This is a genomic window from Caballeronia sp. ATUFL_F1_KS4A (assembly GCF_023630905.1).
Taxonomy (GTDB): domain Bacteria; phylum Pseudomonadota; class Gammaproteobacteria; order Burkholderiales; family Burkholderiaceae; genus Caballeronia; species Caballeronia zhejiangensis.
This window is the reverse complement of record NZ_JALQEB010000005.1, coordinates 37619-63721: the sequence shown is the minus strand read 5'-3', so window position 1 is coordinate 63721 and position 26103 is coordinate 37619. Positions and strand designations below refer to the sequence as shown.

General features: G+C 64.6%; 24 protein-coding genes and 2 pseudogenes. 7 read left to right on the top strand and 19 right to left on the bottom strand.

What is annotated here, in order from left to right; all coding sequences use genetic code 11:
- Nucleotides 1-163: 163 nt before the first annotated feature.
- The 8 genes from otsA to mltG all read right to left on the bottom strand — a co-directional run bounded on the left by otsA (nucleotide 164) and on the right by mltG (nucleotide 7880).
- Nucleotides 164-1549, bottom strand: coding sequence for an alpha,alpha-trehalose-phosphate synthase (UDP-forming) (gene otsA / locus NCS03_RS07425; protein ID WP_250528990.1), 1386 nt, complete (start codon nucleotides 1547-1549; stop codon nucleotides 164-166).
- 100 nt (nucleotides 1550-1649) lie between these two features.
- Nucleotides 1650-2888: a mechanosensitive ion channel family protein gene (locus NCS03_RS07420; protein ID WP_250518189.1), complete on the bottom strand. Its 1239-nt coding sequence runs from the start codon at nucleotides 2886-2888 to the stop codon at nucleotides 1650-1652.
- 188 nt (nucleotides 2889-3076) lie between these two features.
- Nucleotides 3077-3433 (bottom strand): Rap1a/Tai family immunity protein, encoded by a 357-nt coding sequence (locus NCS03_RS07415; protein ID WP_008349679.1) that lies wholly within the window; start codon nucleotides 3431-3433, stop codon nucleotides 3077-3079.
- Between the two features lie 103 nt (nucleotides 3434-3536).
- The gene (locus tag NCS03_RS07410; protein ID WP_033535925.1) at nucleotides 3537-4283 is read right to left on the bottom strand and encodes an ankyrin repeat domain-containing protein; all 747 of its coding nucleotides are present in this window, start codon (nucleotides 4281-4283) and stop codon (nucleotides 3537-3539) included.
- 54 nt (nucleotides 4284-4337) lie between these two features.
- Nucleotides 4338-5123: a TatD family hydrolase gene (locus tag NCS03_RS07405; protein WP_008349683.1), complete on the bottom strand. Its 786-nt coding sequence runs from the start codon at nucleotides 5121-5123 to the stop codon at nucleotides 4338-4340.
- A gap of 69 nt (nucleotides 5124-5192) precedes the next feature.
- On the bottom strand, nucleotides 5193-6230 hold the full coding sequence (locus NCS03_RS07400) for a DNA polymerase III subunit delta' (protein WP_250528989.1): 1038 nt from the start codon (nucleotides 6228-6230) through the stop codon (nucleotides 5193-5195).
- 18 nt (nucleotides 6231-6248) lie between these two features.
- Nucleotides 6249-6869 (bottom strand): dTMP kinase, encoded by a 621-nt coding sequence (gene tmk / locus NCS03_RS07395; RefSeq protein ID WP_250502028.1) that lies wholly within the window; start codon nucleotides 6867-6869, stop codon nucleotides 6249-6251.
- The gene (gene mltG, locus NCS03_RS07390) at nucleotides 6870-7880 is read right to left on the bottom strand and encodes an endolytic transglycosylase MltG (RefSeq protein ID WP_008349688.1); all 1011 of its coding nucleotides are present in this window, start codon (nucleotides 7878-7880) and stop codon (nucleotides 6870-6872) included. It lies immediately after the preceding gene.
- Nucleotides 7881-7984: 104 nt separating this feature from the next.
- On the opposite strand from mltG, the gene ygfZ reads away from it, so the two are divergent.
- Both ygfZ and NCS03_RS07380 read left to right on the top strand, forming a co-directional pair.
- Nucleotides 7985-8971, top strand: coding sequence for a CAF17-like 4Fe-4S cluster assembly/insertion protein YgfZ (gene ygfZ, locus NCS03_RS07385; RefSeq protein ID WP_008349691.1), 987 nt, complete (start codon nucleotides 7985-7987; stop codon nucleotides 8969-8971).
- 12 nt (nucleotides 8972-8983) lie between these two features.
- Nucleotides 8984-9802 (top strand): NRDE family protein, encoded by an 819-nt coding sequence (locus NCS03_RS07380; protein WP_244808081.1) that lies wholly within the window; start codon nucleotides 8984-8986, stop codon nucleotides 9800-9802.
- Here NCS03_RS07380 and NCS03_RS07375 read toward each other — a convergent pair whose 3' ends face one another.
- From NCS03_RS07375 to NCS03_RS07330, 10 genes are all read right to left on the bottom strand, one after another.
- The gene (locus NCS03_RS07375; protein ID WP_008349694.1) at nucleotides 9803-10039 is read right to left on the bottom strand and encodes a hypothetical protein; all 237 of its coding nucleotides are present in this window, start codon (nucleotides 10037-10039) and stop codon (nucleotides 9803-9805) included. It lies immediately after the preceding gene.
- 40 nt (nucleotides 10040-10079) lie between these two features.
- The gene (locus NCS03_RS07370) at nucleotides 10080-11039 is read right to left on the bottom strand and encodes an alpha/beta hydrolase (protein ID WP_008349697.1); all 960 of its coding nucleotides are present in this window, start codon (nucleotides 11037-11039) and stop codon (nucleotides 10080-10082) included.
- Nucleotides 11040-11088: 49 nt separating this feature from the next.
- Nucleotides 11089-11949 (bottom strand): SDR family oxidoreductase, encoded by an 861-nt coding sequence (locus NCS03_RS07365; protein ID WP_250528988.1) that lies wholly within the window; start codon nucleotides 11947-11949, stop codon nucleotides 11089-11091.
- Nucleotides 11949-12953, bottom strand: coding sequence for an NADP-dependent oxidoreductase (locus NCS03_RS07360; RefSeq protein ID WP_250528987.1), 1005 nt, complete (start codon nucleotides 12951-12953; stop codon nucleotides 11949-11951). The genes NCS03_RS07365 and NCS03_RS07360 overlap by 1 nt, the downstream gene beginning before the upstream one ends.
- A gap of 27 nt (nucleotides 12954-12980) precedes the next feature.
- Nucleotides 12981-13463: a PaaI family thioesterase gene (locus NCS03_RS07355; protein ID WP_008349701.1), complete on the bottom strand. Its 483-nt coding sequence runs from the start codon at nucleotides 13461-13463 to the stop codon at nucleotides 12981-12983.
- Between the two features lie 5 nt (nucleotides 13464-13468).
- Nucleotides 13469-13771, bottom strand: coding sequence for a Dabb family protein (locus NCS03_RS07350; protein ID WP_061161325.1), 303 nt, complete (start codon nucleotides 13769-13771; stop codon nucleotides 13469-13471).
- 60 nt (nucleotides 13772-13831) lie between these two features.
- Nucleotides 13832-15010, bottom strand: a complete 1179-nt coding sequence (locus NCS03_RS07345) for an acetyl-CoA C-acyltransferase (RefSeq protein WP_250528986.1) — start codon at nucleotides 15008-15010, stop codon at nucleotides 13832-13834.
- Nucleotides 15007-15657: a bifunctional nicotinamidase/pyrazinamidase gene (pncA, locus tag NCS03_RS07340; RefSeq protein WP_249798848.1), complete on the bottom strand. Its 651-nt coding sequence runs from the start codon at nucleotides 15655-15657 to the stop codon at nucleotides 15007-15009. Before pncA ends, NCS03_RS07345 begins: the two co-directional genes overlap by 4 nt.
- Nucleotides 15650-17734, bottom strand: a complete 2085-nt coding sequence (locus tag NCS03_RS07335; RefSeq protein WP_250528985.1) for a 3-hydroxyacyl-CoA dehydrogenase NAD-binding domain-containing protein — start codon at nucleotides 17732-17734, stop codon at nucleotides 15650-15652. The genes pncA and NCS03_RS07335 overlap by 8 nt, the downstream gene beginning before the upstream one ends.
- A 171-nt stretch (nucleotides 17735-17905) precedes the next feature.
- Entirely contained in the window at nucleotides 17906-19564 is a 1659-nt protein-coding gene (locus tag NCS03_RS07330) for a 3-(methylthio)propionyl-CoA ligase (RefSeq protein WP_250528984.1), read from the bottom strand.
- Nucleotides 19565-19780: 216 nt separating this feature from the next.
- Between NCS03_RS07330 and NCS03_RS07325 the strand changes: the two are divergent.
- From NCS03_RS07325 to NCS03_RS07305, 5 genes and pseudogenes are all read left to right on the top strand, one after another.
- Nucleotides 19781-21262: pseudogene (locus NCS03_RS07325) on the top strand (protein adenylyltransferase SelO); the annotation flags it as partial.
- Nucleotides 21263-21311: 49 nt separating this feature from the next.
- A complete protein-coding gene (gene msrB / locus NCS03_RS07320; RefSeq protein WP_008349708.1) occupies nucleotides 21312-21728 on the top strand; it encodes a peptide-methionine (R)-S-oxide reductase MsrB in 417 nt (138 codons plus the stop codon).
- A 104-nt stretch (nucleotides 21729-21832) separates the two neighbouring features.
- Nucleotides 21833-22369, top strand: coding sequence for a septation protein A (locus tag NCS03_RS07315; protein ID WP_008349709.1), 537 nt, complete (start codon nucleotides 21833-21835; stop codon nucleotides 22367-22369).
- The gene (locus tag NCS03_RS07310) at nucleotides 22366-22680 is read left to right on the top strand and encodes a BolA family protein (RefSeq protein WP_008349710.1); all 315 of its coding nucleotides are present in this window, start codon (nucleotides 22366-22368) and stop codon (nucleotides 22678-22680) included. Before NCS03_RS07315 ends, NCS03_RS07310 begins: the two co-directional genes overlap by 4 nt.
- 81 nt (nucleotides 22681-22761) lie before the next feature.
- On the top strand, nucleotides 22762-23544 hold the full coding sequence (locus tag NCS03_RS07305; RefSeq protein WP_008349712.1) for a peptidylprolyl isomerase: 783 nt from the start codon (nucleotides 22762-22764) through the stop codon (nucleotides 23542-23544).
- A 64-nt stretch (nucleotides 23545-23608) separates the two neighbouring features.
- On the opposite strand, the pseudogene NCS03_RS07300 reads toward NCS03_RS07305, so the two are convergent.
- Nucleotides 23609-26064, bottom strand: a pseudogene (locus tag NCS03_RS07300) (family 20 glycosylhydrolase).
- Nucleotides 26065-26103 lie beyond the last annotated feature (39 nt).

The following is a 26103-nucleotide window of genomic DNA, read 5'->3' as shown; positions in this document are numbered from 1 at the left end:
ATGACAGCGGATCGTAAGGCCGGACAACGAGGTTTGCCCTTACGAATCGTTCCGCCATCCGCTGCGATGAAGCCCATTATCGAGTGCGGATGCGCCCGTTCCGGACGTCTCTTGCACTTTCATCGCTCTGTTACAGCACGGAAACATTCGTTTCCGGCGACGGTTACCGTTCGGCGTCGCCGCGCAGATCGGCGAGGAAGTTGTCGCGCCACACGCCCAGATCATGCTTGCGCAGCGCCGCCATGTTGGTCTCGTAGCGCTGCTTGCGCTCGGCGAGCGGCATCGCCAGCGCGCGGCCGATCGCTTCGCTCGTGCCGACGATATCGTGCGGATTGACCATCACCGCGCCGGTCATTTCATCGGCCGCGCCGGCGAACTGGGAAAGCACGAGCACGCCGGGATCGTCGGGGTTCTGCGCCGCGACGTATTCCTTCGCGACGAGATTCATGCCGTCGCGCAGCGGCGTGACGAGCCCGATCTGCGATTCGCGAAACAGCGACATCAGCTTCCAGCGGTCGTATCGCTGATTGAGATAGCGGATCGGCGTGTAATCGAGCCCGGAGTAACGTCCGTTGATGCGCCCCGCTTCGTACTCCAGGTTCTGGCGAATCTGCTGATAGGTTTCGACGTCCGAGCGCGTCGGCGGCGCGATCTGCACGAGCGTGACATTGCCGCGCCACTCGGGCGACTTTTCCAGAAAATGCTCGAACGCGCGGAAGCGCTCGACCAGTCCTTTCGAGTAATCGAGCCGATCCACGCTCATGATGAGCTTACGGCCTTCGAGGCTCTGCTTCAGGTCCATCACGTCCTGACGCGCCTCGCCGCGTTCGGCCTGCTCGGCGATTTCATCGGGAAACACGCCGATGCGATAAACGTTCGTCCGCAGCTTGCGTCCGAAAGCCTCGACGTGGCCGTCGGGGGTCGCGGTGCCGTGCGCGTGCCGGACGATGTAGTCGTGAAACGCGACGCGATCGCTTTCCGTCTGAAACCCGACGACGTCATAGCAGCACAGCGACTTCACCAGTTCCTCGTGCGGCGGAATGTTCAACAGGATCTGCGGCGACGGAAACGGAATGTGCAAAAAGAAGCCGATGCGATTCGTGATGCCCGCCGAGCGCAGCGCCTCGGCGAACGGGATCATGTGATAGTCGTGGACCCAGATGATGTCGCCGGGTTCGAGCAGCTTGATGAGCTTGTGCGCGAGCCACGCGTTCACGCGCCGGTAGCCCGCGTACTCGTCCCGGTCGTAGACGGCGAGATCGTTGCGATAGTGGAAAACCGGCCACAGCATCGCGTTCGAGAAACCGCGGTAGTACTGGTCGTAGTCCTTTTTCGGCAGGCCGACGGTCGCAAAGGTCACCGCGCCGTCCCGTTCGAGTTTCGGTCCCTGATTCGCGACGGTTTCGCTCACGACGTCGCCGCTCCAGCCGAACCAGACGCCGCCGCTGTCCTTCAGCGCGCCGAAGACACCGACGGCGAGCCCGCCCGCGGAGCCCTTGGTTTCGGTCGGCGTGGCGACCCGGTTGGATACGACGACGAGACGGCTCATAGACTTTCCTTTTCCTCTTCGAACGTGATTAACGTGACTTAACGTGACTTTCTCAGCATCAACCCAAAATTTCGACCCGGAAACGCCGCGCGGGTTTCCGTCAGGTCTTTTCTGCCGGCGCCGGCGCGGTGGACGCCGCCGGGTGCGCCCTCGGGTCCGGCCCGGTCGGTTCGCCGCGGCTCGCGACCGGATCGGCGGCCGTATTCGCCGTGCTTGCCGCGTGTGCCGTGCCCGCCCTTTCGAGCGGCGGCGCGAAATCGACGTGACTTTCCTTGTCGGTCGACAGATCCGCCCGCGCGCGCGGCAGATAGTGCGGATAAGTCGCCTGCACGAAGTTCACGAGCCCTTCGCGCACGCGGCAGCGCAAATCCCAATTCAGCGCCGAGTCGAACGAACTGACGAGCACGCGCAGTTGCATCGCGCGATCGGTGGCGTCGGTGACCTGCAGCACCTGCACACGGCCATCCCATTCCGGCGCGTGCTCGAGGATGCGCTCCAGCTCCTCGCGCAGCGGCGCGAGCGGCATCCGGTAATCGACATACAGAAACACCGTGCCGATGATCTGCGAACTGTTGCGCGTCCAGTTCGTGAACGGATTTTCGATGAACCACTGCAACGGCACGATAAGCCGCCGCTGATCCCAGATGCGGATCGACACGTACGTGCCCGTGATTTCCTCGACGCGTCCCCATTCGCCCTGAATCACGACGACATCGTCGAGGCGAATCGGCTGCGACAGCGCGATCTGCAAGCCCGCAATCAGATTGCCGAGCACCGGCCGCGCGGCGATACCGGCGACGAGCCCGGCGACGCCCGCCGACGCCAGCAGGCTCGCGCCGATCTGCCGCACGCTCGGAAACGCCATCAGCGCCGCGCCGAAACCGATGATTACGATCACCACCATCACCGAGCGCGCGAGCACGCGCGCCTGCGTGTGGATGCGGCGGGCGTTGAGATTGTCGTCGGTGTCGAGCGGATGCGCCTGCACGATCGCCTCGCCCACCGCGCCCGCCGAGCGCGCCGCGAGAAACGTGAGCGCGACGATCAGCGCGACGGTCTCGACATCGCGCAGCACGCCGATGAACGGCAGCGTATCGGGCGCCTCGAAGATCATGAAACCGAGCCCGAGGATGATGAGCAGGATGAGCGCGGGCGTGTCGATATAGCGCAGCACGACGCTCATCAGCGGATAAGGACGCGCGATGCGCACGAGAATGCGCGCGCCGATGCGATGCGCGGCAATCGCAAACGCCACCGCGATGACGGCCACGACGAGCGCGCCGGGCCAGGTGCCGAGCGGACGTTCCGCAAGATTCAGGAAATGGTCGAGTGAGAGCATGAGCGTCGCGGGATCAGCCTCGAGAAAGTGAAAGCGGCGAGGAGGATACGGCGGTCGCATCGCACGGATGCGTGGTGCTGCGCGATATTGCGCCAGGTTGCAGACAGCAGCGGCGATGGCCGTCCGGGCGCGGCCGTCGCCTCTTGGTTCAGCAAGCGTGACGCCAGTGCTCCGGCGTCACCAGATGCTCAGCGTTCCGCCTTGCAGGGAAACGCCTTGCCGAGTCCGAGCGAAACCATCGTGGTCGCGTTGAAATCGGCCTTGTCGGGATTGTTGGCGATGTACTTGCGCACCGCGTCCGTAAGCTGCTGCGGCTTCACGTCCGCCGGCAGGCAGAAGTACTGGCCGACCTGCGGCCCGGAGGTTCCGCCGATCGCCTCGATCGTGTTGTAGATGCCGTCCGCCGCGCCTTCGATATAGGCCGCGCAGGCGGTCCGTGAGTTGGGATCCGTTTTGGTGCAGAGCTTGTTCAGATCGTTGCCGGTAAACGCGAACGCACAGACGGGCGTCGCGAGAGCACAGGCGAGGACGAATTCCCGCAGCATGGTCTTCCTTTTATGTTGAGCGGCGGCTTGGTCGGAGCAACGGGTTCGGAGCGATGCGCGGCCGCGCCTGACCGCGCTCGCCCCGTGACTTGATGTCGCGCCGTTATTTTGCACCGTTTGAGCCGCTTTGCGCAGCGCCGCCGCCTTGTTGCATCGAGTCCAGACGCGCCTTCAGACCTTCGGCGACATCTTTCTCGTTGTACTTCTGCGCGAAATCCACCGCCGTCAGGCCGAGCTGATTCTTCACGCGCAGATCGGCGCCCGAGTCGAGCAGCAGCTTGACCGTCGAAAGATGACCGCCGCGCGCCGCCATCATGAGCGGCGTCGTGCCGTTGGGCGAGCCGGCGTCGATATAGGCCGAATGGTCGACCAGAATCTTCACGATGTCGTCATGGCCGTTGGTCGCGGCGTAGTGCAGCGGCGTCCAGCCTTTCTTGTTCACTTCGGCGTCCTTGGCGATCAGCAGATTCACGAAGGTCGCGTCGCCATTGAGCGCGGCAAGCATCATCGCGTTTTCGCCGGCGGGATCGAGCTTCTCGAGATCGGTCTTTGGGTTGTCGGCGAGCAACTGGCCGACCTTGTCGGACTTCTCGCGCGCGGCGATCACGAGGATCGGCGTGCCCGTGTTGTCGACGGTGTTCGGGTCCGCGCCCTGCGCGAGCTGCTTCTTGACCGCCGATACGTCGTCGAACTTGACCGCCTTGATGAGCGAGTCCACGGACGCGGCCCAGACCGGCTGAGCGATCGCGCAGGCCGCCAGCAGCGCGCCGGCGACGAGTCCGCGCACGGCCGTGCCCTTGCGCGCACCGCGCGTCGTGTTCAGAGTGGAAACCATCGGGGAAGTGTTCATAAGTGACCTTCGAATTGCCTTGAAACAGTTTTTTTGCGCGCGGGCCGGCCGCCCTCAGACTGGCCGCGCGATCTTGAAGAGCCGGAAGAAGTTGTCGGTGGTCGCCTGCGCGACGGCCTCTTCCGGCTGCTCGCGCAACTGCGCGATGAAACGTCCGACATAACTCACGTACGCAGGTTCATTCGGCTTGCCGCGATACGGCACCGGCGCGAGGTACGGCGAATCGGTTTCGATGAGCAGGCGCTCGATCGGCACGCGCCGCGCGACGTCCTGCACATCGGTTGCCTTCTTGAACGTGACGATGCCCGACAGCGAGATATGAAAATTCTGCGCGAGCGCCCGTTCGGCGATCTCCCACGGTTCGGTGAAGCAATGCATGACGCCGCCCGGCACGTCCGCGCGCTCTTCCTGCATGATGCGCAAGGTGTCGTCCGACGACGACCGCGTGTGGATGATGAGCGGCTTGCCCGTCGCGTGCGCGGCGCGGATATGCGTGCGAAAGCGTTCGCGCTGCCATTCCATGTCGGCGATGCTGCGCCCTTCCAGCCGATAGTAGTCGAGCCCGGTTTCGCCGATCGCGCAAACTTTCGGATGCTTCGCCAGCTCGACGAGTTCCGCGACGCTCGGCTCGCGCATATCCTCGTGGTCGGGATGCACTCCGACCGACGCATAGACGTTTTCGTGCTGTTCGGCGATCGCGAGCACCGAAGGCAGCGTCTCGAGATCCACCGACACGCACAGCGCATGTGTCACAGAATGCGCGCGCATCTTGTCGAGGACGTCGGGCAATCGGTCCGCGAGCCCTTCGAAGTTGATATGACAGTGTGAATCGACAAACATCGGGTGCTCCTTGGTGCATTCCTTGCGGCGCGGCTCGACGGTCTCTGCCGCTCAGGCCGCTCTGGCCGCTCAGGCCGTATAGATCCCGCGATAGCCCATGAACAGTTCCTCGAACACGAGGCGCGCGTTCAGCGGATGATTTTCCACCGCGCGCTGCCGCGTGACCGTCTTCATGTAGCGCGCGAGCGCGGCCGGATCGGCGCTTTGCGCGCAACGTGCGAGCGCCTTCGCCGCGCCGGGGAAATAGCGCGGACGGCTAGCCGTGCGTTGCGCGAGCAGATCGTAAAGCCAGCGCTGCAACCAGCCGAGCACGAGCGGCACCGGCAGCTTCTGCAGGTTTTCGCCGCACGCGAAGGCATCGCAATTCGGTCCGGCGGCAAGTTGCGCGAGCGTGAAGTCGCGCAAGGCGCGGTTCTCGTCGTTCGCCAGCGCGAGCGCAGCGAGCGGCGCGCCGCCGGCCTGCGCGAGGAGCGCCGCCGGATCGTCGACGCCTTGCGACGCGAGCCACGCACTCGCTTCGTTCGCCGGCGGCACGCTCATCGGCCACTGACGGCAGCGGCTGATGATCGTCGGCAACAGCCGGTCGACGCGGGCCGACACCAGCAGGAACACGACGCCCGACGGCGGTTCTTCGAGCGTCTTCAAGAGCGCGTTCGCCGCTGCGACGTTGAGCGCCTCGGCCGGATACAGCACGACGACGCGCAAGCCGCCCCGATGCGAGCCCACGCCACAGAAATCCAGCAGCCCGCGCACCTGCTCGATCTTGATTTCCTTGCTCGGCGTGCGGGTCTTCTTGCCTTCTTCGCCATCGGCTTTGTCGGCGGGAGCGTCGGCTGCGTCGCCGGTTGCGGCAAGGCCCGCGAGCGCTTCGGGCAGCACCGCGCGGTAATCGGGGTGATTGCCTTGCGAGAACCAGTGACACGCCGGACAAGTCCCGCACGGCTCGCCATTCGCGGCGGGCGTCTCACACAGCAAACCCTGCGCGAGATGCTGGGCGAACTGCAGCTTGCCGATGCCCGCTTCTCCGTGCAGCAGGAGCGCGTGCGGCCAGTGCGCGCGCAATTGCTGCAGACGCTGCCAGTCGTCGGTTTGCCAGGGATAGATCATCGATAGATTCTTTTGAATTCAGACGCTTGCGATAACTTCTTCGAGCTTTTTGCGAATCTCGTCGATGGAGCGCGTCGAATCGACGATGAAAAAGCGCTGCGGCGATTCATCCGCGCGGCGCAGATACTCGCTGCGCGTGCGCTCGAAAAACGCCTCGGATTCGCTTTCGAACTTGTCGGGGGCGCGCGCGGCCGAGCGGCGCTCGCTCGCGGTTTCGGTCGGCACGTCGAAAAGCACGGTCAGATCGGGCTGGAAACCGCCCTGCACCCAGCGTTCGAGCGCTTCGAGCTTGTCGCGCGGCAGACCGCGGCCGCCGCCCTGATACGCGAACGTGGCGTCGGTGAAACGGTCCGACAGCACCCAGTCGCCGCGCGACAGCGCCGGTTCGATCACCTGCGCCAGATGCTCGCGGCGCGCGGCAAACATGAGCAGCGCTTCGGTTTCGAGGTCCATCGGCTGATTCAGCAGGATGCCGCGCAGGGTTTCACCGAGCGGCGTGCCGCCCGGCTCGCGCGTCATGACGACCCGATGCCCGCCCGGTTCCACTTTGGCTTCGAGCCGTTCGCGGAACCAGTCCAGATGCGTGGTCTTGCCCGCGCCGTCGATGCCTTCGAACGTGATGAACTTGCCGCGCGCCATTCATTGACCCCGGATGTATTTGTCGACGGCCTTGTTGTGGTCGCCGAGATTGTCGGAAAAGATGCTGCTGCCGTCGCCGCGCGACACGAAATACAGCGCGTTGCTCGAGGCGGGATTGAGCGTGGCGTTCAGTGCGGCCACGCCGGGCAGCGCGATCGGCGTCGGCGGCAGGCCCATGCGCGTGTAGGTATTGTACGGAGTGTCCGTCTGCAGGTCCTTTTTCTTCAGCTTGCCGCCGTAGGCCGGGCCTAAGCCGTAGATCACGCTCGGGTCCGTCTGTAGCGGCATGCCGATGCGCAGCCGGTTCGCGAACACCGCCGCGACGAGCGGCCGGTCCGCAGCGCGCCCCGTCTCCTTCTCGACGATGGACGCCATCACGAGCGCTTCATAAGGCGTCTTGTAAGGCAGATTCGGTGCGCGCGTGTTCCACGCTTCCGTGAGGCGCGCCTGCATCAGCCGATACGCGCGTTTGTAGACGGCGAGATCGCTCGTGCCTTTGTCGAACAGATAGGTGTCGGGGAAGAACAGGCCCTCGGCGGACGCCTTGTCGACTTCGGCCGCGCCAATCGCGCGCAGCAGGTCGGTGTCGGTCATGCCGACGGTGTCGTGCTTGAGCGCGGGATTGCTGTCGAGCTCGCCGCGCATTTTCTGCAGCGTCCAGCCTTCGATGACGGTCGCGACATATTCGTTGACGTCGCCGCGCGCGATCTTCTCCAGCACCTCATAAGGCGTGATGCCGGTCTTGAATGCGTAATTGCCCGATTTCAGTTGCGCGGACAGGCCGAGCACGCGCGTCATCAGCACGAAAAGCTCGGGTTCGACGGGCACGCCCCCGCGGTTCAACTGGGCGCTCACGCTGCGCAGGCTGCTGTGGGGCTTGATGGTGACGTCGAGTTCGGGCGTCGGCAATTCCATGGGCCGGTTGGCCCACCAGTACACGCCGCCCGCGACGGCTGCCGCGAGCACGGCGGCGAGCACCGCTGCCACGACGCATTTCTTCAGAAAGGACATGCGAAACACGCTTGAGATAAGACCAATATAATAACTTGCCGCCTGCGCCAGAGCCGCATTCCCGGGCCCGCGCCCAAACGATAGGATTGACAGCCCGCCGACTCATGAATTCCCAGACCATCGCTCTCGCCGCTTCAGACTTCGATTCCGTCAAGACCGCCGGCGCATACATGCCGCTCACCCAGTTCGGCGTGATCGACGTCAAGGGCGAGGACGCCGCCTCGTTCCTGCACAGTCAGCTTACGAACGACGTCCAGCATCTCGACGCGTCGACCGCGCGTCTCGCGGGCTACTGCTCGGCCAAGGGCCGGCTCCTCGGCTCGTTCCTGATGTGGCGCACCGCCGACGCCGTGCGTCTCCTGATCGCACACGACGTGCAGGCGGCCGTGCAGAAACGCCTGTCGATGTTCGTGCTGCGCGCGAAGGCGAAGCTCACCGACGCGACGCCCGAAGTGGCCGCCGTCGGCTTCGCGGGCGACGTGCGCGCGGCGCTCTCCGGAATTTTCGATGCGCTGCCCGACGGCGTGCATGTCAAGGTCGAAGGCCCGCACGGTTCGCTGATCCGCGTGCCGGACGCGGCGCATCGGCCGCGCTTCCTGTGGGTCGGCCCGAAAGCCGATGTCGAGGCGCAACTCGCGAAACTCGATGAAAAACTCAAGCGCGTGCCCGAGCAGATGTGGGACTGGCTCGACATCCACGCGGGCGAGCCGCGCATCACGCACGCGACGGTCGAGCAGTTCGTCCCGCAAATGGTCAACTTCGACGTGCTCGGCGCGGTGAACTTCAAGAAGGGCTGCTATCCGGGGCAGGAGATCGTCGCGCGCAGCCAGTATCGCGGCACGATCAAGCGGCGCACGGCGCTCGCGCACGTCGAGAGCGCGACGCCCGGCGCGGAGCTCTTTCATTCGGACGATCCCGGCCAGCCGTGCGGACTCGTCGTCAACGTCGCGCCCGCGGAGCATGGCGGCGTCGATTGTCTCGTCGAGATCAAGCTCGCGGCGCTTGACAATGGCTCGGTGCATGTCGGTTCCGCCGATGGTCCCGCGCTTACGTTCGTGCCGCTGCCCTACGCGTTTCCGGCCGACGCCTGAGGTCGAGCGCGCATGTGTCTGATCGTCTTCGACTGGCAACCCGCGGCGTCGCAGGAAAACGGCCGCGCATTGCTGACGCTTTCCGCCAATCGCGATGAATTCTTTCGCCGCGACGCCGAACCGATGCACTGGTGGCAAGACGCGCCAGACGTGCTCGCCGGCCGCGATCTGACGGGCGGCGGGACGTGGCTCGGCGTATCGCGCGACGGGCGCTTCGCGGCGCTGACCAACTATCGCGCGCCGGGCGACATGCAGCCGAATGCGCCGACGCGCGGCACGCTCGTGAGCGCTTTTCTCGCGGGCGAGCGCATGGCGCCGCTCGACTATCTGCAGGGCGTGGCGCGCGAAGGGCATCGGTATAACGGGTTCAATCTGCTTTGCGGCGACTTCTTGCGGCGCGAACTCGGCTGGTACGGCAATCGTGCCGACGCGCCGCCCGCTTTGCTCGATGCAGGCGTGCACGGTTTGTCGAACAGCCTGTTGAATACGCCGTGGCCGAAGCTCGTCGCGCAGCGGGAGGCGCTGTGCGATCTGATTCACGCCGATGAACGCCCGTCGCTCGATGTGCTCATCGAGACGTTGCGCGACCCGCGCATCGCGAACGACGAACATCTGCCATCGACGGGGATTTCGATCGAGCGGGAGCGCGTGCTGTCGGCGGCGTTCATCGAAACGGCCGATTACGGCACGCGCAGCACGACGGCCTTGCGCGTGAATCCGGCGGCGCTCGGGTTAGCGCTGGAAATCAAGGAACGCAGCGACGATGACGGCTCGCATCGCGTCGTGAGGCCGGGGGCGTTTGAGCGGGCTTTTTCGTTTGAGATCGGTTGATCAGCGTTTCCTTCGTGTGAGATACAGGATCGCAGCGATCAGCACGACGGCAATGGCATCGACCGCAACGAGCGCGGGAAGAGGATCGGTCCACTTGTCCATGTTCGTCGTGCGCGCGTAGTACGGCGGACCGTCGCCGTATGCTTCATTGAGATTGTACACATTCAATGTGGCGACGAGAAGCAAGATGAACAGCGCGCCGAGATAGATGAAGGAGCGAGGCGTTTTCCTGGTCATGGGCCGATAATTCGGATTCTAATCATGGGTGAGCCAGCTTCTACAGCGTCCCGAACGCCTCCCGCAACGCCCTCACCGCATCCGCGTGCGCCGCCGCTACTTCCGGTACGAAACCTCCCATCTTGAAGAATTCGTGAATCATGCCTTCGTAGCGCTTGAGCGTGACCGGCACACGCGCGTCTTCGAGTTTCGCCGCGAACGCAGTGTCTTCGTCGTGTAGCGGGTCGTAGTCCGCCGCCGCGATCCACGCCGGCGCGACGCCCGCGAAATCCGGCGTACCGCGCGCCGCATCGAGCGGTGCGAAACGCCAATCGTCGCGATCGCGATCATCACGCAGATACTGCGCGAAAAACCACTGAATCGTTTCGCCTGAGAGCAGATACCCGTCCGCGAGGCGCGCATGGGAATCGCTCTTTTGCCACGCGCTCGTGCCCGGGTAGATCAGCAATTGCAGTTTCAGGTCGATGCCCGCATCGCGCGCGAGCACCGCGCACACGATCGCGAGCGTGCCGCCCGCGCTGTCGCCGCCAACCGCGAGCCGCGCCGGATCGATGCCGAGCGTCGGAGCCTCGCGCGCCAGCCATTGCAGCGCATCGAAGGCATCGGTCACGGCGACGGGAAACTTGTGCTCCGGCGCAAGCCGGTAATCGACCGATACGACCGCGCATTGCGCATCGTGCGCGAGCTTGCGGCACAGCGCGTCGTGCGTCGCCACGCTGCCGACGGTGAAGCCGCCGCCGTGAAAATAAAGAAGCCCCGGAGAAGGCTGCGCCCAGCTCGGCTCGATCGGATGATAGACGCGCACGCCGATCGTTGCGCCATCGCGCACGGGAATCCGCAGATCCTCGATGGCGTGCACCGGCAATGGCGCGATATCGAGAATCTGCGCGCTCATCGCGTAGGCTGCGCGCGCCTCTTTCGGCGTGAGCGTGTGATACGGCGGTCGATTCGCGCGCGCGACCATCTCCAGAATTTGCGCGATCTTTGGATTGAGCGGCATCGGCGGAAAGAGCGTCAAAGGGACACGATCATGCCACGAACCGTGCACATCAACGCGGACGTTTCAGGGACATCGGATCGGTCGGGTTGCGCAGTTGCGCGATATCGTCGAGCCGCAGTTGCACCGACGGCATGATGGCCGGATGCGTGATGACATAGAAGCGCCCTTCGCGCACCGCATCGAACGTCAAATCGGCGATGTCGCGCGCCGACAGCTTCCCGCCCTCTACCGCCCGCGTGAGTTGCCGCGCCGCGAGCTTTTGCGAGGCGGTGTACGGCGCGTCGTTGGCGAGCGCGTCGGGGCGCGAGCGCTCGGCATCCGCGATGCCAGTCGGCACGAACGCCGGACACAGCAGCGACACGCCGATCATCGACGCGCCCGCCAGCCGCAAATCGTGATGCAGCGTCTCGGTCAGCGCGACGACCGCGTGCTTCGATGCGTTGTAGACGCCCATCGCGGGCGCGGCGAGCAGGCCCGCCACCGACGCCGTATTGACGATATGCGCCGGCTCGTTCTGTTCGAGCATGATCGGCACGAACGCGCGCAGGCCGTTCGCGACGCCCATCACGTTCACGCCGAAGACCCATTGCCAGTCGTTCGCGCTGTTCTCCCACACGAAGCCGCCCGCGCCGACGCCCGCGTTGTTGAAGAGCATGTGCACGCCGCCGTAAGTGTCGAGCGATGCCTGCGCGAGCGCGTGCACCTGAGCGGCGTCGGATACGTCCGTCGTGATGCCGATCGCGTCGCCGCCCGCCGCGCGTAGCGCATCGACGGTCGCGGCGAGCCCGGCGGTGTCGAGATCGGCGAGCACGAGCTTCATGCCGAGCGCCGCGCCCTTCTTCGCGAACTCGCGCCCGAATCCGCTGCCCGCGCCCGTGATGACGGCGACCTTGCTTTCGAAGCGATCCATCACACGAGTTTCACCAGTTGCTTGCCGAAGTTCTTGCCGCGCAGGAGGCCGAGAAATGCCTCAGGCGCATTCTCGAGCCCTTCGGCGATGCTCTCGCGAAAATGCAGCTTCTTCGTCGCGACACGCTCGCCGAGTTCGTTCAGCGCCTGCGGCCAGACATCGAGATGTTCGGAGACGATGAAGCCCTGCAGCTTCAACCGCTGCGTGAGGATCAGCCGCGGCGCGTCCAATTGCGTCGGCTTGCCGTCGTAACCGGAGATCATCCCGCATACGGCGATGCGCCCGAACGCGTTCATGCGCGCGAGCACGGCATTGAGCACGTCGCCGCCGACGTTCTCGAAGTAGCCGTCGATGCCATCGGGCGTCGCGGCTTTCAGATCTTCGTGCAGCTTGCCGGCCTTGTAATCGACGCACGCATCGAAGCCGAGCGTCTCGACGACATAGCGGCACTTGTCCGCGCCGCCCGCGATGCCGACCACGCGGCAGCCCGCCGCCTTCGCCAGTTGCCCGACGACGCTGCCCACCGCGCCGCTCGCCGCCGACACGACGACCGTCTCGCCCGCCTTCGGCTCGATGATGCGGTTCAGTCCGTACCACGCCGTGACGCCCGGCATGCCGACCGCGCCGAGATACGCGGAAAGCGGCACGCGCGAGGCATCGACCTTGTTCAGGCCGGTGCCATCGGATGTGCCGTATTCCTGCCAGCCGAACATGCCGACGACGCTATCGCCCGCCTTGAACGCCGGATTGCGCGATTCGCTCACGACGCCCACGGTGCCGCCGATCATCACTTCATCGAGCGGTTGCGGCGCGGCGTACGACTTCGCGTCGTCCATGCGGCCGCGCATGTACGGATCGAGCGACAGATAGTGATTGCGCACGCGCACTTCGCCGTCCTTCAGCGGCGCAAGCGGCGTCTCGACGAGGCTGAAATTCGACACCGACGCCTCGCGTTGCGGACGCGACACGAGCAGAATTTGTCGGTTGATCTGTGCGTCTGCCATGCTGAACCTCCTTCGCTCGAATGGTGTTCAGGCGTCGCTCGGACCGGGCGTCGCCTTCGGATCGGACCGCATCTTCTGCCGGACGATGTCGCGCCCGACCGCGAGCCGCTTCATGTACTTGAACGTGCCGAGCGCCTTTGCGACGAAGTGGCCTTCGCTGTCGCGAATCTCGCCTTCGCAATAAGCCATCGTCGTCGAGCGATGCAACACGCGGCCGTAACCGCGCAATTCGCCGCGCCCCGGCTGCATGAAATTGACCTTCATCTCGACGGTGACGACGCCGATGCCATCGCCCGCGACGCTGCGTGCGGCGAGCGCCAGCGATGCGTCGAGCATCGTCATCGTGACGCCGCCGTGCGCGATGCCCCAGGTGTTCAGGTGTTCGTCGCGAAGCGGCAGCCGCACTTCGCTTTCGCCGTCCTGCGCCTTGACGAGCTCGACGCCGAGCGTATCGATGAACGGGCTCTCGAGCGCGACGCCGTTGCTTGCAGGTTGATCGGAAGAGGACATCGCGCTCACACTTCGTAGTCGACGCATTGACGCGCTTCGCGGATCGCCGCGACGAAGTCCTTCAGCGCCTGATGTTTCGGATGCACCTGATACGCTTCGAGCGCCGCCTTGTCGTCGAAGTCGGACACGAGCACGACGTCATAGGTGCAATCGAAACCCGGCTGCGCGGTGCCGACTTCGAAATGCCCTTGCCCTTTCACGATGCTGCGGCAGGTTTCGAGCTTCGCCTTCAGCTTCTGCGCGTTTTCGGCGCGGCTCGCGCCCTCGGCGTTTTCCTTCAGCTTCCACATGACGATGTGACGTAGCACGGCGACTCCTGTTATCGAACGAATCTCGAAGCGTAGCAAAAATCGCCGGGCCGCAAATGCTCACACGATTTCGAAAAGGCCCGCCGCGCCCTGTCCGCCGCCGATGCACATCGTGACCACGACGAACTTCGCGCCACGCCGCTTGCCTTCGATGAGCGCGTGACCCGTCAGGCGCGCGCCCGACACGCCGTACGGATGCCCGACCGCGATCGCGCCGCCGTTCACGTTCAGGCGCTCCTCGGGAATGCCGAGCCGGTCGCGGCAATAGAGCACTTGCACGGCGAACGCTTCGTTCAGCTCCCACAAGCCGATATCGTCGACGGACAGGCCCGCGCGCTTCAAAAGCTTCGGCACGGCGAACACCGGACCGATGCCCATTTCGTCCGGCTCGCAGCCCGCGACCGCGAAGCCGCGAAAAATGCCGAGCGGCGCGAGACCTTCCTTCTCGGCGAGCGTCGCGCTCATCACGACGCACGCCGACGCGCCATCCGAGAACTGGCTCGCGTTGCCCGCCGTGATGACGCCGCCAGGCAGCGCGGTGCGAATCTTCGACACGCCTTCGAGCGTCGTATCGGCGCGGATGCCTTCGTCGGCGGCGAGCGTCACTTCTTGCGTGAACATGCGCCCCGTCGCTTGATCGGCGATGCCGGCAAGCACGGTGATCGGCACGATTTCATCGTCGAACTTGCCCGCCGCCCGCGCCGCCGCCGCGCGCTGCTGCGAGCGCACGCCGTATTCGTCCTGCCGCTCTTTCGCTATCTCGTAGCGCTTCGCGACGTTCTCGGCGGTCTGCAACATCGACCAGTAGATTTCGGGCTTGTGTTGCCTGAGCCAGCCTTCGGTCAGCATGTGACGGTTCAGCTCGTTCTGCACGCACGAGATCGATTCGACGCCGCCCGCGACGAACACATCGCCCTCGCCCGTCATCACGCGCTGCGCGGCAAGCGCGATCGTCTGCAAGCCCGACGAGCAGAAGCGGTTCACCGTCATGCCGGGGACGGAAACCGGCAAGCCCGCGCGCAACGCGATCTGCCGCGCGATGTTCGCGCCCGTCGCGCCTTCCGGATTCGCGCAGCCCATGATGACGTCCTCGACGCGCGCCGGATCGATGCCCGCGCGTTCGACGACCGCCTTCGTCACATGGCCGCCGAGCGTCGCGCCGTGCGTCATGTTGAGCGCGCCGCGCCACGATTTGGCGAGCGCGGTGCGCGCCGTCGATACGATGACTGCATCGGTCATGTCGTTGCCCCCGCTTTGAGAATTTCGTCCGAGCTCACGCGTTGCACGCCCGCATCGCGCATGTCGTTCCATGCTCGGTCGAGCGAGCCGTTCAGATCGATCGCGCGGCACGCGTCCTCGATCACGATGACGTCGAAGCCCGCCGCACGCGCATCGAGCGCGGACCACGCGACGCAATAGTCCGTCGCCAGTCCGGCGAGCCACACGCGTCTTGCGCCGACGTTGCGCAGATAGCCTTCGAGACCGGTCGGTGTCGAACGGTCCGCTTCGAGAAACGCCGAATAGCTGTCGACGTGTTCGTGGTGCCCCTTGCGAATCACGAGCCGCGCGTGCGGCACATGCAGATCGCGATGCAGCGCCGCGCCTCGCGTGTCCTGCACGCAATGCACCGGCCACAGCACCTGTTCGCCGTAAGGCAAGGTCATCGTCTCGAATGGCGCGCGGCCCTCGTGATTCGCCGCGAACGACACATGCGAGCGCGGATGCCAGTCCTGCGTCAGCACGACATGCGGGAACGCGCGCGCAAGCCGATTGATGACCGGCACGACTTCATCGCCGTGTGCGACGGCAAGCGCGCCGCCCGGCATGAAGTCGTACTGCACGTCCACGGCGAGGAACACGTCTTCGACAGGTTTGATATCAGCCATTGAAGCGTCCATTCGATTGCGCGAGTTCGGTGACGCGCGCGGCGGGTTGCCACGCGTTGCCGTTGGCCTGCTTCGCGTATTTGCGCATCGCGCGTTCCACGTTGTAGAGGCCGATGGTGTCCGCATACAGCATCGGGCCGCCGCGCCAGAGCGGAAAGCCGTAGCCCGTCAGATAAACCATGTCGATGTCCGACGCCTTGCCCGCGATGCCTTCCTCGAGAATCTTCGCGCCTTCGTTCACGAGCGAAAGCACGAGACGCTCGACGATCTCTTCATCGCGAATCTTGCGCCGCTCGACGCCGCGTTCCTTCGAATACGCGACGATCATGTCATCGACCACGTTCGACGGCAGCGCGTCGCGCTTGCCCGGCTGATAGTCGTACCAGCCCGCGCCGGTCTTCTGGCCGAAGCGGCCCATCTCGCACAGACGATCCGCGACGCGCGAATAATGCAGCTCCGGCTGCTCCCGATAACGCCGCTTTCTGATCGCCCAGCCGATGTCGTTGCCCGCGAGATCGCTCATGCGAAACGGCCCCATCGCGAAGCCGAAGTTTTCGATCGCGCGATCGATCTGCGCCGGCAGCGCGCCTTCCTCCAGCATGAAGAGCGCTTGCCGGATGTACTGCTCGATCATCCGGTTGCCGATGAAGCCGTCGCATACGCCCGACACCACCGCCGTCTTCCTGATTTTCTTCGCGAGCTGCATGACCGTTGCGAGCACGTCCTTTTCGGTCTTCGCGCCGCGCACGACTTCGAGCAGCTTCATCACGTTCGCGGGGCTGAAGAAGTGCATGCCGATCACGTCGCCGGGACGCTTCGTGAACGAGGCGATGGTGTCGAGATTCAACGTCGATGTATTCGATGCGAGGATCGCGCCGGACTTTGCGATTTCGTCGAGCTGACGGAAGACCTGTTCCTTCACGCTCAAGTCTTCGAACACGGCTTCGACGATCAGATCGGCCTGGGCCAGATCGCCAAAGGCAAGCGTCGGCGCGATGAGCGCCATGCGCTCTTCGACCTTTTCCTGCGTGAGCTTGCCCTTCTTGACCTGCGCCTCGTAGTTGCGCCGGATCGTCGCGATGCCGCGATCGAGCGCGTCCTGCTTCGTTTCGAGCAGCACGACGGGCAGGCCGGCGTTGAGAAAGTTCATCGCGATGCCGCCGCCCATCGTGCCCGCGCCGATCACGCCGATGCGCTCGATCTTCCTCACGGGCGTGTTCGACGGGACATCGGCGATCTTGGCAGCCGCGCGTTCGCCGAAGAACGCATGCCGCAACGCGCGGCTTTCGGGCGTCTGCACGAGCGCGAGAAAGCATTCGCGCTCGAAGGCGAGACCGCGCTCGAAACCTTCCTTCACGCCTTTTTCGATTGCATCGATGCACTTGTGCGGCGCCGGGAAATGCTTCGCGACTCCCGCGACACTGTTGCGCGCGAACTGGATGAAACCCTCGGCGTTCGGATGCTCGATCTGGCGATCGCGGACTTTCGGATGCGGACCGCCGCGATCGGCGGCCCGGCGCGCGAACGACAACGCGCTTTCCAGCAGATCGCCGTCGGCGAGTTCATCGAAAAGCGCGGTTTGCGCGAGCTTTTCTGAGGGCACCGGCGCGCCCGAGACGATCATGTTCAGCGCCGTTTCCAGCCCGACCACGCGCGGCAGACGCTGCGTGCCGCCCGCGCCCGGCAAAAGCCCGAGCTTCACTTCCGGCAGCGCGATCTGAGCACCGGGCACGGCGACGCGGTAATGCGCGCCGAGCGCGAGTTCCAGACCGCCGCCCATCGCGACGGCGTGAATCGCCGCGACGACGGGCTTCGCGCTCGCTTCGAGCGTCGCGATGACGGTCATGAGCGTCGGTTCCTGCGTGGCTTTCGGCGTGTTGAATTCGGTGATGTCCGCGCCGCCCGAGAACGCCTTGCCCGCGCCGATGATGACGATGGCGCGCACGTCGGCATCGTCGTTCGCGCGCTCGACACCTTCGACGATGCCGAGCCGCGTCGAATGCCCGAGACCGTTGACCGGCGGATTGTCGAGCGTAATGACGGCGACGCCGTCGCGGATCGTGTAGTCCACTGCCATGAACGTGTCTCCTGTCGACCGGATATGAGATCGATTGTGGGCGATCGGGGCAGAATACACAAAAAAGCACGATCGTTCAAACGACGCGTTTCGCGCCAATCGATCGACAGAAATGCACGAAGCCCCGGCGCGCGCACCGCGAGCCGGGGCTTTCGATGACGCAAGAAAAAGCTAGACCGGATTCTCCGCGGCGTTGGGCAACACGTAATCGCGAAACTGCTCGCGCAGGCGCACTTTCTGCAGCTTGCCCGTCGCGGTGTGCGGCAGTTCCTCGGCGAACACGACATCGTCCGGAATCCACCACTTCGCGACCTTGCCCTCGAAATGCGCGAGCAGTTCCTCGCGCGTGACGGTCGCGCCCGGCTTCAGCACCGCGACGATCAGCGGCCGCTCGGTCCACTTCGGATGCGAGCACGCGATGCACGCCGCTTCCGCCACCTGCGGATGCGACACCGCGATGTTCTCCAGATCGATGGAACTGATCCATTCGCCGCCGGACTTGATCACGTCCTTGCTGCGATCGGTGATCTGCATGAACCCGTCTTCATCGATGGTCGCGACATCGCCGGTCGGGAACCAGCCGTCGACGAGCGGAGAATCGTCCCGGCGAAAATACCGGTCGATGACCCACGGCCCGCGCACATGGAGATCGCCGAACGATTTGCCGTCCCACGGCAGTTCGGTGCCGTCGTCGCCGACGACTTTCATGTCCACGCCAAAGAGCGCGTGGCCCTGCTTTTCCAGCGAGCGGCGCTGCTCGTCGAGCGAACGCTGCTTCTGCCTGAAACTGAGGCGCGACAAGGTGCCGAGCGGCGACATCTCCGTCATGCCCCACGCGTGGATCACTTGCACGCCGTACTCTTCCTCGAAGATGCGCAGCATCGCGGGCGGACACGCCGAGCCGCCGATTACCGTGCGCTTCAACGTCGAGAAACGCACGTTCTGCTGCTTTATGTACGTGAGCAGGCTCATCCACACCGTCGGCACGCCGGCGGAATACGTGACGCCTTCGGCTTCCATCAATTCGTAGAGCGACTTGCCGTCCAGATCCTTGCCGGGAAAGACGAGCTTCGCGCCGACGAGCGGCCCCGCGTGCGGAATGCCCCATGCGTTGACGTGGAACATCGGCACGACGGGAAGGATCGCATCGCTCGACGATGCGCCCATCGCGTCCGGCAACGCCGCGCCGTACGCGTGCAGCACCGTCGAGCGATGCGAATACAGCGCGCCTTTCGGATTGCCCGTCGTGCCCGACGTGTAGCAGAGAAACGATGCCTGACGCTCATCGAGCATCGGCCATGCGTAGTCGCCGTCGTGCTCGCCGATGAGGCTTTCGTAGCTCATCACCGGCACGCTCATGTTCGACAGATGTTCGGCGATGCACGCGGCATCGCCGAGCGCGATCCAGCCCTTCACGTTCGGGCACTGCGGCGCGATCAGTTCGACGAGCGGACCGAAAGTCATGTCGAAGCAGACATACGAATCGTCCGCATGATCGATGATGAACGCGATCTGATCGGGAAAGAGACGCGGGTTGATCGTGTGACACACGGCGCCCATGCCGCTGATGCCGTAATAGCATTCGAGATGTCTGTAGCCGTTCCACGCGAGCGTGCCGATGCGCTCGCCCTGCTCGACGCCGAGCGCGGTCAGCGCCTGCGCCAGTTGTTTCGCGCGCTTCTCGCAATCGCGGTAGGTGTAGCGGTGGATATCGCCTTCGATGCGCCGCGACACGATCTCGTTGTCGCCGAAGTGGCGTGAGGCATGAGACAGCAGGGACGACGCGAGCAGCGGTATGTCCATCATCTGCCCGTAGAGCGGCGACGTCATAGGCGAAGTCCTCGAATCTGGCGAATGCTGATCGGATGGCCGGGCCGCGCTCTGCAGGCCCGCGGGCGCGGAATTACAATATCGTTTAACTCAGAGGCGCTCAACATGTCGTTTTCCCCAAGCAATGCCGTGCGCGCGGCGCGCGACGAGACGCCCGCCGACGCGCGTTCCGTGAACGAAATCGCCAGCGCGATCCGGGTCGGCGAGCCGGGCTCCTTCGCCGCGCTCGGCACCGCTTTTCTCACCCGTCTTCCTGCCGCGCCCGTTCCCGATCCGTATCTCGTCGGGATGTCGCGCGAGATGGCCGAAACGCTCGGATTCGATCCGCAAGTCGCCACCGGCCCTGAGAAAGACGCGTTCGCCGCCTTCTTCGCCGGCAATCCGACGCGCGACTGGCCCGCCGATGCCCTGCCCTATGCCGCCGTCTATTCGGGGCATCAGTTCGGCGTGTGGGCGGGACAACTGGGCGATGGCCGCGCGCTCACGCTAGGCGAAGCGGAGCACGACGGCGCGCGTCTCGAAGTGCAACTGAAGGGCGCGGGCCGCACGCCCTATTCGCGCATGGGCGATGGCCGCGCGGTGCTGCGGTCGTCGATCCGCGAGTTTCTGTGCTCGGAAGCAATGCATCATCTCGGCATCCCGACGACGCGCGCGCTCACCGTCATCGGCTCGGACTTGCCGGTGCGGCGCGAGATCGTCGAAACGGCGGCGATCGTCACGCGCGTGTCGCCGAGCTTCGTGCGCTTCGGCCACTTCGAGCATTTCTATTCGAACGATCGCATCGACGAGCTGAAGACGCTCGCCGATCACGTCATCGACCGGTTCTATCCGCATTGCAGGGATGCCGACGATCCGTATCTCGCGCTGCTCGACGAAGCCGTGCGCTCCACCGCCGATCTGATAGCGGAGTGGCAAGGCGTCGGCTTCTGCCACGGCGTGATGAATACCGACAACATGTCGATCCTCGGCCTCACGATCGATTACGGTCCGTTCGGCTTCATGGATGCCTTCAACGCGCATCACGTCTGCAATCATTCGGATACGCAAGGACGCTATTCGTATGGGCGCCAGCCGCAGGTCGCGTACTGGAATCTCTTCTGTCTCGCGCAGGCGCTCGTGCCGCTCTTCGGCGCGAATCTGCCCGAGGAAGGCCGCGCCGAGCGCGTGGTCGAAGAGGCGCAAAAGGTGATGGAACGCTACAAGGATCGCTTCGGGCCCGCGCTCGTCGCGAAGATGCGCGCGAAGCTCGGCCTCGATATCGAGCGCGAAGGCGACGACAAGCTCGCCAACGGTCTCTTCGAAATCATGCATGCGAATCGCGCGGACTTCACGCTGACGTTCCGGAACCTGTCGAAGCTCTCGAAATCCGACGCGAGCCGCGACGCGCCCGTGCGCGATCTGTTCCTCGATCGCGCCGCATTCGATGCGTGGGCCGCGCAGTATCGCGAGCGCCTCGCCCACGAGCCGCGCGACGACGCCGAGCGCGCCGCGGCGATGAATCGCGTGAATCCGAAGTACGTGCTGCGCAATCATCTGGCGGAAAACGCCATTCGGCGCGCGGCGGAAAAGGATTTTTCGGAAGTGGCGCGTCTTCTGGACGTGCTGCGCCATCCATACGACGAACAGCCCGAATACGAAGCCTACGCGGGCCTGCCGCCCGACTGGGCGAGCGATCTCGAAGTCAGTTGTTCTTCGTAGGATCGCCCTCATATACCAGGCCTTCCCGGCCAGATCAAAGGAACGACAGATGAGCCACGACGCCACCCCGACGAGCTATCCGCTGCAAAAGGACGACGCCGAGTATCGCCGCGAACTCGACGACATGCAGTACCAGGTCACGCGCCACGCCGCGACCGAGCGCCCCTTCACGGGCAAATACTGGGATCACAAGGAGCGCGGCGTCTATGACTGCGTGTGCTGCGGCACGCCGCTGTTCGAATCGGACACGAAGTTCGACGCCGGCTGCGGGTGGCCGAGCTACTTCAAGCCGATCAACGGCGAAGTGATCCAGGAGAAGACCGACCGCTCGCATGGCATGCTTCGCATCGAAGTCGTGTGCAAGAACTGCGGCGCGCATCTCGGCCACGTCTTCGAGGACGGCCCCGCGCCGACCGGCCTGCGGTATTGCATCAACTCGGCTGCGCTACAATTCGAACCCAAGTAAGCGCGAGCCCGTCCATTTCGTCGTACCGGCGCCCGCCGCTTCTCGCGGGCGCTTTTTTCTCGCGCGCCTCGCATCCATCCGATGCCCATCACGTCCGCACGCCAATGAAATTTCTGTTCGATCTGTTTCCGATCATTCTCTTTTTCGTCGCATTCAAGGTCTGGGGCATCTATACCGCGACGGCGGTCGCGATCGCGGCGACGCTCGTGCAGATCGCCTGGGTCGCGTTTCGGCATCGCAAGGTCGATCCGATGCTGTGGGTCAGTCTCGGCGTGGTCGTCGTGTTCGGCGGCGCGACGCTCGTGCTGCACAACGATACCTTCATCAAATGGAAGCCGACGGCGCTCTACTGGCTCTTCGCGTTCGCGCTGATCGTCGCGCAGATCGGCTTCAGAAAGAATCTCATCGAAGCGATGATGGGCAAGCAGATCGTGCTGCCGCATCGCGTATGGGGCCAGTTGAATGTCGCCTGGGCGGTGTTTTTCGCGCTGCTCGGCATCGTCAATCTTTTCGTCGCGTATAACTTCACGACGGATCAGTGGGTGAACTTCAAGCTCTTCGGCGCGACGGGCTGTCTCGTCCTGTTCATCGTCGCGCAAAGCTTCTGGCTTGCGAAATACATGAAGGAGGACGGGCAATGAGCGCATCGTTCGATTTCACGAGCGCATCGGCGGCGGACAAGATCGCGCATCTCGAAGCGCGTTTGAATGCCACGCTGCAGCCGCAGTCGGTGCATATCGACGACGACAGCGCCGCGCACGCGGGCCATGCGGGCGCGGCCGCCGGCAGCCATTACACGGTGACGATCGTCGCGGAATGCTTCGCGGGCAAGGCACGCGTGGCGCGACATCGACTGGTGTATGATGCGCTGGCCGAGGAGATGCGGCGCGGCGTGCACGCGCTCGCGATCCGGGCCTACACGCCGCAAGAGTTCGCAGAACAATTCGAATAAACCCGCGCGCGGTTCGACCCTAAGCCTTCCCTCTTAAATCTCGCCTTTGAAGGCGTCTGTTTGTTCAGTTAGGAACCTCCGATGACTTTGAAAAAAACCCGCGTCTGGGTGTTGCTGGCTGCATTCGCGGCTGCTCCTGCGTTTGCGCAAAACATCGCCGTCGTCAACGGCACGCCGATTCCCACGTCGCGCGCCAATGCGCTCGTGAAGCAACTCGTGGCGCAAGGTCAGCAGGATTCGCCGCAGCTTCAGCAGGCGGTGCGCGAGGAACTCATCAACCGCGAAATCCTGATGCAGGAAGCCGCGCGCGAAGGCATCGCGACGCGTCCCGACGTGAAGGCGCAGGTCGCCGTCGCACAGCAGACCGTGGTGTTGCGCGCGCTGATCGAAGATTTCGTTAAGAAGAACACGCCGACCGACGCCGAGATCAAGGCGCGCTATGACGAGCTCGTCAAGCAAAACGGCGGCGGCAAGGAACTGCATCTGCATCACATTCTCGTCGAGGACGAAGCGCAGGCGAAGGATCTGATCGCGAAGATCAAGGCCGGTGCGAGCTTCGAAGATCTCGCGAAGCAATATTCGAAGGACCCGGGATCGGGCAAGAACGGCGGCGATCTGGACTGGTCCTCGCCTTCGGCTTACGTGCCTGAATTCGGCGCGGCCGCGGAGAAGCTGAAGAAGGGCGAAATGACGTCCGAGCCGGTGAAGACGCAGTTCGGCTGGCACATCATCCGTCTGGACGATGCGCGTGATGTCGCCCCGCCGCCGTTCGATCAGGTGAAGGCGCAGATCGCGCAGCAAATGCAGCAGGAAAAGCTGCAGGCGTTCGAGGAAGGCTTGCGGAACAAGGCGGTGGTGAAGTAAGCGCGCTTGCTTGTTCGTTGGTAACAAAGCCGCCCTTCGGGCGGCTTTGTCGTTTCATGGGCCGTCAACCGCCCAGCTTCGTCCTGACCACCGCGCCCGAGCGCGTCAGCTTCGCCATTTCGCGGTTCTGCACCACGCTCATGAAGCCCGCCCAGTCCGCTGCGAGCGCGGCCTTGTCGACCTTGTCGGTGTCGCCGAGCTTGTAGCGCTCGCCCTGCACGTAAGGACGTTCCCACGCGGCCCGATGCCACGCGCGTTCCGCAAGCGCAAGCAAGCGCGGATACGCCATGTACTCGAACTGCTGATCCGTACGCATCACTTCCGCCCAGGCTTGTCCCTGAATGCCTTCGATACGCGGCGCCGGTCCAGCGCTCGTCACTTCGAACGGTTTGCCGTCGCGATCGGGCATGATCTCCGCGTTCTGCGGCAGATTGTCAGGCGCGAGCGAGAACGTCTTGAAGCTGTCCGTCGCGTGCGAGCCCCAGTAATACCCGCGCTCGCGCTGATCGAAGGCATAGGGGAAGTCGAAGTACAGATAATCCGGCAGCGCGAGCACCGTCTTGTAGCCCTGACTGCCGAGCGTCTGCACGGTGTCGGACGCGCCCCAGAAGATCGTGTCCCACATCGTCACCATCACGTTCGACGTCGCGAAATCCTGCGGACCGTTCGCGTGCTTGATGCCGTCCTGCCACGCGGCCATCGTGCCGATGCCGTTCGCGCGCACGATCTGGCTGACCTGGCGCGCGAAGATCGACGGCAGTTCGTCGACGGATGCAAGCTTGCCCGACGCGATCATCGCCGCGCACTGCGGCGAGCGTCCCCACGGCTTGTCCTGCAACGCGAGGTTCACGCGGCCCTTGCCGGGATCGGTGCCGTCGAGCGGCTGGAAACCGCCGCCGAGAAGGATGTTCTTCGCCTCGTCGCCGCCGAAGTGCCACACGGAAAGCGGCGCGCCCGCTTCGCGATGCATCGACGCGACTTCGCCGATCACCTTCGATGCGAAACGCTGCGCACCGTCCGAGCACGGATTCAGGAAGCTGCGGCGGTCGTAGAACTGGACGGTCGTCGTGTTCGATGTATCGGCCGGATCGAGCAGACGGTACGCGTTCGCGGCCGCCTTGTTGCCGAGCGCCGCAAGACGCTGGTAACGCGCTTCCATCGACACGACCGCGGCGCGCGCGTGGCCCGGCATGTCGATTTCCGGAATGATCTCGACGAAGCGATCCGCCGCATAACGAAGCAGCGCGACATATTCGGCGCGGCTCAGATAGCCGCCGCCCGAGCGATTGTCGGGACCGGAGCCGAGCTGCGGCAACAGGCACTGCGTTTCCGTGAGATCGTGGCAACGCTTCGCACCGATTTCGGTCAGCTCCGGCAGACCGGGGATTTCGATGCGCCAGCCTTCATCGTCGGTGAGATGCAGGTGTAGCCGGTTGAGCTTGTATGCGCTCATCTGGTCGATCAGACGGCGCAACGTGGCGGGCTGACGGAAGTTGCGCGCGACGTCGACGTGCATGCCGCGATGCGTGTATCGCGGCGCGTCTTCGATGGTCATCGCCGGCACGCTGCCGCCGCCCGCGGGCGTAAGCGAGAGCAAGGTCTGCACGCCGTAGAACAGCCCGCCCGCATCGAAGGCGTCGATCTTCACGCCGTCTTGCGCGATCGTCAGCCGATAACCGCCCGCGCGCGCGATATCGGCCGGCAATGCGCCTCCGGCGATCTGCCCGCTCACGCGCACGGCCGCGCCGGTCAGACCGAGCGTCGCCGCGCGCGACGTGAGCGCCGCCACTTGCGACGATGTCAAACCGGACGCCGACAAATCGATTCCGCCGACCTGCGCCGCGCCCTCACCCGCCGTCGAACGCAGCACCGCCGGCACCGCGCGCGCGGCGGTCTGCTGCGCCGATGGCAACGCGGCTTCGGCGCGTGCCCGTTGCACTTGCGCGGGCGTTGCGGCGAATGCCGCTGCGTCGTCCGCGATCGGCGGAATGCGATCGACGTAGCGGGTTTCATCGTCGGTATCGTTGTGCTTGAGGATGGCAGGCGCCGCATTGCCGTCCGCCACGACATACGCGCGCGGCAACAGATCGCTGTAGCGCTGATACCAGTACTCCCCGACGAACGGCACTTCGATGCGCTCGCCCGCGCCGAGCGTGAAAGCGCCCGCGCGCGGCGTCAGCGCGTAGAGATCGCCGGTGACGTGCTTCCACGCGAACGCCGGATGTTCCACCATCAAATGCGCCGGATGCTGTGCACGTACAGCGTCCAGCCGCCTGCCGGGAGACTGCGGCTGCCGGTGTTTTCGAGAATCAGCTTGCCGCGCGCGCAACTGGCCCAGTCGGCGCCGAGATCGGCGCAGTTCGTGCCGGACTTCGCGGCATCGTTGCCGTCGATGTCCACGCGCACCATCAGGTTCTCGCCGAGCGCCGCCGCGCGCGCCGTCGGCGAGAGATTGGCCGAACCCGAATCCGAGCTGTCGCCGCACGCCGCGACGAGACACGACGACGCGATGATCGTCATCGCCAATAAATTCCGTATACCTAAATATTTTGATGGCAA